Source organism: Rhodococcus sp. KB6 (genome assembly GCF_001445685.1).
GTDB lineage: Bacteria > Actinomycetota > Actinomycetes > Mycobacteriales > Mycobacteriaceae > Rhodococcus_F > Rhodococcus_F qingshengii.
In genome coordinates, this window is the sequence record NZ_LNAK01000144.1 from 154597 (window position 1) to 161684 (window position 7088).

The window sequence follows — 7088 nt, forward strand, 5'->3', positions numbered from 1 at the left end:
CAGAAGCATAGGTTGCACACGCGACGCACTCGTCGTATGCCCGATGTTGGTTTCGCGCCCACCTGGCGTACGCGTTTCGGAAAGTTCGGACGCATACCAACAACACATGAAGATGACCGTGTTCGGAACGGGATACCTGGGGGCGACCCACGCAGTGTGTATGGCCGAACTTGGCCACGACGTGCTGGGAGTCGACATCGACCAGTCCAAGGTCGACAAGTTGTCTCGTGGGGAGGTCCCGTTCTTCGAGCCGGGTCTGACCGACATGCTGGAGAAGAATCTGGCGTCGGGTCGGCTGCAGTTCACGACTTCCTACTCCGATGCCGCGGATTTTGCGGACATCCATTTCGTCGGTGTGGGGACGCCCCAGAAGAAGGGGGAGTACGCCGCAGATCTGAGTCATGTTCATTCGGTGATCGACATGTTGGCGCCGTTGTTGCGAAAGCCTTCGCTGATAGTCGGGAAGTCGACGGTGCCGGTAGGCACGGCAGCGGCTCTCGGCGAGCGACTCCGAGCGACTGCGCCGGCGGGTGGCTCGGTAGAGGTGGCCTGGAATCCGGAGTTCCTGCGTGAAGGACACGCGATCGCGGACACCTTGAGCCCTGACCGGTTGGTTCTGGGGATCGATCGTGACCGGCCGGGAAACGCCGAAGGCGTTCTTCGCGAGGTGTATGCCGAGATACTGGACGCGGGGGTGCCCTTCCTCGTGACCGATCTGGCGACGTCCGAGTTGGTCAAAGGATCTGCGAATGCGTTTCTCGCGACCAAGGTGTCCTTCATCAATGCGATTGCGGAGGTGTGCGAGGCGACCGGGGCCGACGTCACGATGTTGGCCGACGCTCTCGGGTACGACGCTCGGATCGGTAGACGGTTCCTCAATGCGGGCTTGGGGTTCGGCGGTGGTTGCCTGCCGAAGGACATTCGGGCGTTCATGGCACGCGCCGGGGAGTTGGGTGTCGACCAGGCGCTGTACTTCCTCCGCGAGGTCGACAGCATCAACATGCGACGACGGACAAAAGCTGTGGAACTGGTGACGGCAGCCTGCGATGGCAGTTTGCTGGGAGCTAACGTGTCGGTGCTGGGAGCTGCGTTCAAGCCCGAATCCGACGATGTGCGCGATTCGCCTGCGCTCAACGTTGCAGGAATGATGCAGTTGCACGGGGCGGCGGTCACCGTTTTCGATCCGAAGGCAATGGATAATTCTCGCCGACTGTTTCCCACCCTTCACTACGCAACCTCCACGTCAGAAGCTTGCAGAAATGCTGATGTGGTCTTGATCGCCACTGAATGGGACGAGTTCGCCTCACTCGTGCCCGCCGATTTGGAACCACTCGTTCGGCGGCGGGTGATCGTTGACGCCAGAAATTGCCTCGATCCGGACCTGTGGCGCTCCGCCGGTTGGAACTATCGCGGATTGGGGCGGTAGGTCGAACGTCCAGGTAGCGAAAAAATAGCTGCGAGAAGGCCTTAGGTGAGATGCGCGAACCTCGCAGACCATGCCCAGTGGGTAGACTTCCGGCCGGGGAATGACGGGGTCTGGTGACGGAACCCGTCGACGGTCGACGAAGGTGGATCATGAACTTGGTTTTGGGTGTGACGGTGGGAGCCAGCGCTGTGCGTTTGGCGCGCCCGGGGACGCCCGACCACAGTGGTCCGGTGTTCCGATCCAGAGCGGTCGATCGAGGCCGCGAGATTCCCGAGGAAGTCGCAGCGGAGGCAACCGGCGTGGCCTTGACCGAGAATGCCGACCTCGGCAGCAATACGGTCGTCGCTTACCGGGATCAAGCGCAGGCCGGAGCACTCCAAACAGCGTTCGAACAGAAAGGCATCGACAACTTCGAGCTGGTTCCCGAAGTAGTCGCGACGCTTCGAATGCTCGAGGAGTCCGGTGCGTTGACCGACCAGAGCACACTCGTCGTCGTCGACATCGGTAGTTCTGGATCGACGATCAGCATTGTGGACAGGCAGATGCGGTCTACCGTCGTCACCGCCCGGTCGACGCGGGTCAGTGGAGATCACTTCGACGAGCTCGTCTACTCGGATCAGACCGTGCGTCGCCGTATAGCTACGCCGGCCGACCCGGGCGGCGATGCCGAACTGCAGGCGCGATGCCGACTCGCGAAGGAACAGCTGTCCTCACGAAGTGCGGTGTGCCTGCCCGGCCCCGGCGGGCTTCTCCTGCTGTCGCGGGAAGTTTTCGATTCGTTGGTCGTCACGTCGGTGGAGGCCTTCGCACGCGAGATACGAGAGGTCATCGCAACGTCCGGCCGTAACCCCGACGCGATTCTCCTGATCGGTGGCGGTGCACGCATTCCGATCGTGCGGGCGACCCTCGCCGCGTGGCTGGAGTGCCCCCTCATCGCGCCCGAGCAGCCGGAACTCGTGACTGCTCAAGGCGCTGCGCTGATCGCGGAGTCGTCGATGACGCCATCGGCGCGCGCGGTATCTGCCCCGGTTCAGGTTCCGGCTGTAGCGCCGATCTTTGCGCCGTATCCGATCCACACCCCGGCGGAGGTACCCGTTCCGGTTCAGGCGTTCAGCCACGGAGGGGTCGCAACGCTCGCGGAATCGGAGCGGCCGAATGCGTTGTCCGAAGCCGCTTCCGGCACGAAGTCCGTTCCGCAGGAACAGGTGCCGAGCCCTTACGCGGCGGAACTGCCTCAGCCGCGACCGAACCGGCACGAGCAACGATTCGATCCGGCCGCAGATCTCATGGTCGTCGACAGCGACCCGGCCACGGACGGATTCGGCACAGAACGTGACGCAGACACCGAGGCCGTGATGGTTGACGCCCAGGCGTACTCGGCGATGTACGAAGGCGAGGGACCCGGAGCAGGAACCGCACACCCGTCCTGGCTCGCCGGGACACAACCCGTTGAATCGACATCCAAAGAGCCGAGAAACCCGCTACGGTTCGCGGGCCTCGGCGCCGGTGTGATCGCGGCGATCGTGATCGTGGGGTTGGGATTGGGCTACGGAGGAAAGGTCTTCGATTCCGAGGACGCCGGACCCGTGGCAACCGAGGTGACCACGACGGCACCGACGACCACGACTACCCCGCCGCCTACGACCACAACGACCCCGCCCCCGACGACGACGGAGGAAGCCCCTCCGGTCGTCGAGGCTCCGCCAGTCGTGCAGGACACTTACGTGCCTCCCGCGCCCGCGCCCGCGCCGCCACCGCCGGCGATCTACATCCCGGGGCTTCCGCCGATTCTGTTGCCGGTCCTCCCACCGATTCCCGGACTCTGAGCAGTTGATTCCTGGACCCTGAGTCGCCGATTCGTGGACTCTGGGGCCGGTTGGGCTGTTCCTGACGGGCGGCGCGGCCTTCGCAAAGCAGGTCCGGTGATCGACTTCACAGGGTTCCCGAAGGCTGGATGAGCAAATTTCTGGCTACTTTACTTTGGTGCCGAATTTCTTTGCTTTCGTGTTCCAATAACCGGGTTGTTGGTCTCTTTTCGCCCAAAAATTCAGGCAATTCCCCCTTTGAGCTGTAATTATTCGCCTTGCGAACAGTATCTTGCGACGATTTGGCTTATACAAACGAGGTCATGGTTTGCGCTCAGACGGATGACTATCCCGTGCATTCGGCGCAGATTCGTGTAGGTTTCGATTTGCTGATTGGTAGCGATTCGATGAATCTGTATCGATTGAGCATCACTGTGAGGCACACGACCGAAGGAAGCACATCATGGACAACGACGCCCCTGCGGCAGACGAGCGTATGCGTTCGGCGACGATGCGCCCCCGTGTCACGGTGATCGTGCCGGCGATGAACGAGGCGAAGAATCTGCCTCACGTGGCTGCTCAGATGCCGAAGGGAATCGACGAGATCGTGTTCGTCGATGGAAATTCGGTTGACGACACCGTCGAGGTCGCCACGATGTTGTGGCCCGACGCCACGGTGATCACACAAACGCGCAAAGGAAAAGGAAACGCCCTCGCATGCGGGTTCGAGGCGGCGACCGGCGACATAATTGTCATGATCGATGCCGACGGGTCCACCAACCCCGGCGAGATTCCGCTCTTCGTGCAGGCACTCGTGGATGGGGCCGACTTCGCCAAGGGTTCGCGATTTATCGCAGGGGGTGGAAGTTCGGACATCACAAAGTTGCGGCGGCTAGGCAACTACGGCCTGAATTCCCTGGTGAATATCCTCTTTCGTACGCATTTCACAGACCTTTGCTATGGGTACAACGCGTTCTGGCGCAATGCACTCGACGTCATGCAGCTCCCGGATACAGGCATTGCTGCAGCTCAGTGGGGTGACGGATTCGAGATCGAGACGTTGATCAATGTTCGTGTAGCTGCCGCCGGATTGGGAATTGCGGAAGTCGGAAGCTTCGAGGCCGATCGAATTCACGGTGTCAGCAACCTCAATGCCTTCTCTGACGGAATGCGCGTGCTGCGTATCATCGGGATGGAGTGGCGCCGCCGACGCAGCGCGCGCAGGGGCGCCACCTCGCGTCGTTCCATCCCTCTCGACCCGCAAAAATTGACGTTGCCTGAGTCGATCGTCAGCTGAAGCAGGTTGGAGCGCACATTAAATCGGTTCCTGTTCGCGTCTGGTTGCCGGTTCGGAGCCCAAGACCGTCGCCAGCGCGATCAGGCCGATCAGTGAGGGGTACACCGTGAACCTTTGGATCGTGCCCATCCCGAGCATGCCGAGACCGCCGACTGTGTGGATGAAGTAGGCGCTCAGTCCGAGTACTCCGGCTGCGAGGGCGACCCATTTTGCTGGGGACGGTCTGCGGAGCGTCCGGGACGAGGTCGCGATCATGATCACGGCGGTGTTGGCCAAGACGAAATACATGTTTGCACCGATTCCATGGAGGATCGATCCGCGGTCGAGGGACGACACGGCGATCAGGATCAAACCGCTTGCCGACACGAGTAGAAAGGAGCCTTCTGTAGGCGATACGACTCGCGACTTCCACCACAATAGTGTGCCGACAGATATTCCCAGTGCAGTGGTCACGAAAGAAATGTTCATCAACCAGTACCAACTGCACACGCCCGCACGACTGTCGCAGACACGAACACCTAGTTCGCTTACGAATTGATTGCGGCGCGAGTAGTTTCCTCGCCAGCTCCACGCGGTCAAGAATTCACACACAAAAAACAGGAGTGTCGAAATCCATGCGTATCTGGCGAACAGCTCGATAATGTGCGAGGATTTGCCGTTTCCTTTGTTTGCGACGAATTCTTCGTTGTAGTCCGAGTGGATCATTCAGCGATTCCTTCTCTGAAGAACTTCAGTGGATTTTTGCATGCATTCTCGAATGCGGATCCGATTCTTTCGGCGTCGAATACATTGTCGTGAAACGAAAACGAGACATTGTTCAAGGTTCCCAGTCGTCCGACTGCAATCACGATATGTTCGGGACTTTCAGGTAACAAGGTCGCGATATAGACAGATTCTTTCGGGGTGCCGGTCAATGGAAAATTCTTGAACTGCGGAGCGCCTGACATATCGCTGTAAGCGATGCGCGCACGAGGGTGTGCCGGAGCGCTCGTCACAGCGTCTCCCACCGGCCTGCGCGTAATGCGACCGAGTCGGGACTTTACTGAAGTGGCGGCGAGATTGAGCAGCGGTCGACCCGAATCGGCCGCAGCGGAGATACCGTCCCCGACGGATGCAGGTGAGCCCGCATCGTCGAATGACAAGTCCAGGCCTGCCGCGAAGTTGGAGAGCGTCCGGTGGTTCTCGGGGAGGTACCGCCTGGCGTCGAACAGGACCTTCACGGTGTTGTCCACCTTGATACCTTCCTCTCGAAGTGCGCGCACTATGGAGGCGAAGAAGATCGACGACAACGACGCGGGAACGGCGTTTGCTTTCCTCCAAGCCGCGAGATCGCCAAGCGCAGTGGGTGACGATGTTGCGAATCCGACGTGATGGGAAGGTTGCCACTTCGCTGTAATTGGTTGTGAAGAAACCTCTTTCGGTCTCCCTGCGGTCACGCTGCGGAGAAGCTTGCCGGGGCTCGACGCATAAAGATTCCAGGAGGCAGCCGTCAGAGGGAATCGTGTCGGTTGTAGCGCAGTGCACCATTGTGGGACTTTGCCGGTACGCGTCGCAGGGTCAGCGAGCGCGCGCGTGAGATTGACTGTGGTCTGGCCGTCTCCCACTCCGTGTGCAAGTCGCACGATCAGGTATCGGCCGCAGACCGTCACCGCAATAGGCAGCGACACGTCGGCCAGGCGGACCGCAGCGGCGAGGGTGGCAGGTAGGTCTTGTGTGTGAACAGCAGGGATTTCGTGCACGCCGCGCTGCAGTGAGTCCGGTTCGAACACCCAATTCCGAGTTCGACTGCTCGGGATCAGTCCGACTCGCGCGTGTGGGCCCGCGGACGCGATCGTGCGGAGCGCAGCGCGAACTCCTTCCACACCTCCATGGTCGATTGGCCCCATTGCGACTAATGTCCAGTTTTCAACCATGGCAACGTCGAGATCGGTAACTTTGTAGCGCGTGGGCTGAATCTCATTTCGCACGGTGAGGCCTTTCTAATAGTAGAAAGTGGGGAGATATGCGACATTTCGGAAATTGTGTCCTCGTGGCGCGTGATTCTTTCTTGGTATGCTAATTCAGTGACGCGTAGCGAGGTTATCAAAGTGCTTGGAGTGACGCTTTCGGAGAATGTCGGCGGAACCGATCACAGCTTCCGAAATCTAGCTCTCGTTCTTGCCTCGGAAGGTATTCAATTGTCGCTGGCAGGCCCGTCCGGAGATACCCCGACCCGGCGCTGGTGGACAGAATCGAACCTTGAATATGTTCCGCTGGAAATTCCCAAACGAGTTGGATTGCGTCCGACAAGCGGGGAAGGCTTCAACTCCAAGTATGACTTTTTCTCGCAAGTCCCGAAAAGTATGCGCGCGGTCAAGGCTTTGATCGGGAAGGTTCGTTCCTTCGATGTCGTCCATTCGAACGACTTGATGACTCACGTGGACGTCGTGCTCGCCGCGCGACTAGCTGTTGCGGGTACGGACGTTGCTGACGCGGGACTGAAGTAGACGGGCTGGTCCTCGGCGCGAGAATGGGAATTGCGAAATAGCCGTTCTCGACCAAGAAGGACCAACCCTGTGAC

At 60.0% G+C, this 7088-nt stretch carries 6 protein-coding genes; 4 read left to right on the forward strand and 2 right to left on the reverse strand.

The window, feature by feature from the left end; genetic code table 11:
• Positions 1–106 precede the first annotated feature (106 nt).
• From ASU23_RS25440 to ASU23_RS25450, 3 genes are all read left to right on the forward strand, one after another.
• A complete protein-coding gene (locus ASU23_RS25440) occupies positions 107–1426 on the forward strand; it encodes a UDP-glucose/GDP-mannose dehydrogenase family protein (protein ID WP_007726649.1) in 1320 nt (439 codons plus the stop codon).
• Positions 1427–1575: 149 nt separating this feature from the next.
• Positions 1576–3252, forward strand: a complete 1677-nt coding sequence (locus tag ASU23_RS25445; RefSeq protein ID WP_242430641.1) for an Hsp70 family protein — start codon at positions 1576–1578, stop codon at positions 3250–3252.
• A 442-nt stretch (positions 3253–3694) separates the two neighbouring features.
• Positions 3695–4528, forward strand: a complete 834-nt coding sequence (locus ASU23_RS25450; RefSeq protein WP_054826884.1) for a glycosyltransferase family 2 protein — start codon at positions 3695–3697, stop codon at positions 4526–4528.
• Positions 4529–4546: 18 nt separating this feature from the next.
• Here ASU23_RS25450 and ASU23_RS25455 read toward each other — a convergent pair whose 3' ends face one another.
• Positions 4547–5233 carry a DUF998 domain-containing protein gene (locus ASU23_RS25455; RefSeq protein WP_058038970.1) on the reverse strand — a complete coding sequence of 229 codons (687 nt, stop codon included), beginning with the start codon at positions 5231–5233 and terminating at the stop codon, positions 4547–4549.
• A complete protein-coding gene (locus tag ASU23_RS25460) occupies positions 5230–6390 on the reverse strand; it encodes a hypothetical protein (protein WP_007726654.1) in 1161 nt (386 codons plus the stop codon). Before ASU23_RS25460 ends, ASU23_RS25455 begins: the two co-directional genes overlap by 4 nt.
• Before the next feature lie 201 nt (positions 6391–6591).
• Between ASU23_RS25460 and ASU23_RS25465 the strand changes: the two genes are divergently transcribed.
• A complete protein-coding gene (locus tag ASU23_RS25465) occupies positions 6592–7014 on the forward strand; it encodes a hypothetical protein (RefSeq protein ID WP_156423197.1) in 423 nt (140 codons plus the stop codon).
• The last annotated feature ends 74 nt before the right edge of the window (positions 7015–7088 follow it).

What these genes read in the sequence shown, in the direction of transcription:
- ASU23_RS25450 (WP_054826884.1), top strand. Translation starts at nt 3,695, where the DNA reads ATGGACAACGACGCCCCTGCGGCAGACGAGCGTATGCGTTCGGCGACG.
- ASU23_RS25445 (WP_242430641.1), top strand. Translation starts at nt 1,576, where the DNA reads ATGAACTTGGTTTTGGGTGTGACGGTGGGAGCCAGCGCTGTGCGTTTG.
- ASU23_RS25455 (WP_058038970.1), bottom strand. Translation starts at nt 5,233, where the DNA reads ATGATCCACTCGGACTACAACGAAGAATTCGTCGCAAACAAAGGAAAC.
- ASU23_RS25440 (WP_007726649.1), top strand. Translation starts at nt 107, where the DNA reads ATGAAGATGACCGTGTTCGGAACGGGATACCTGGGGGCGACCCACGCA.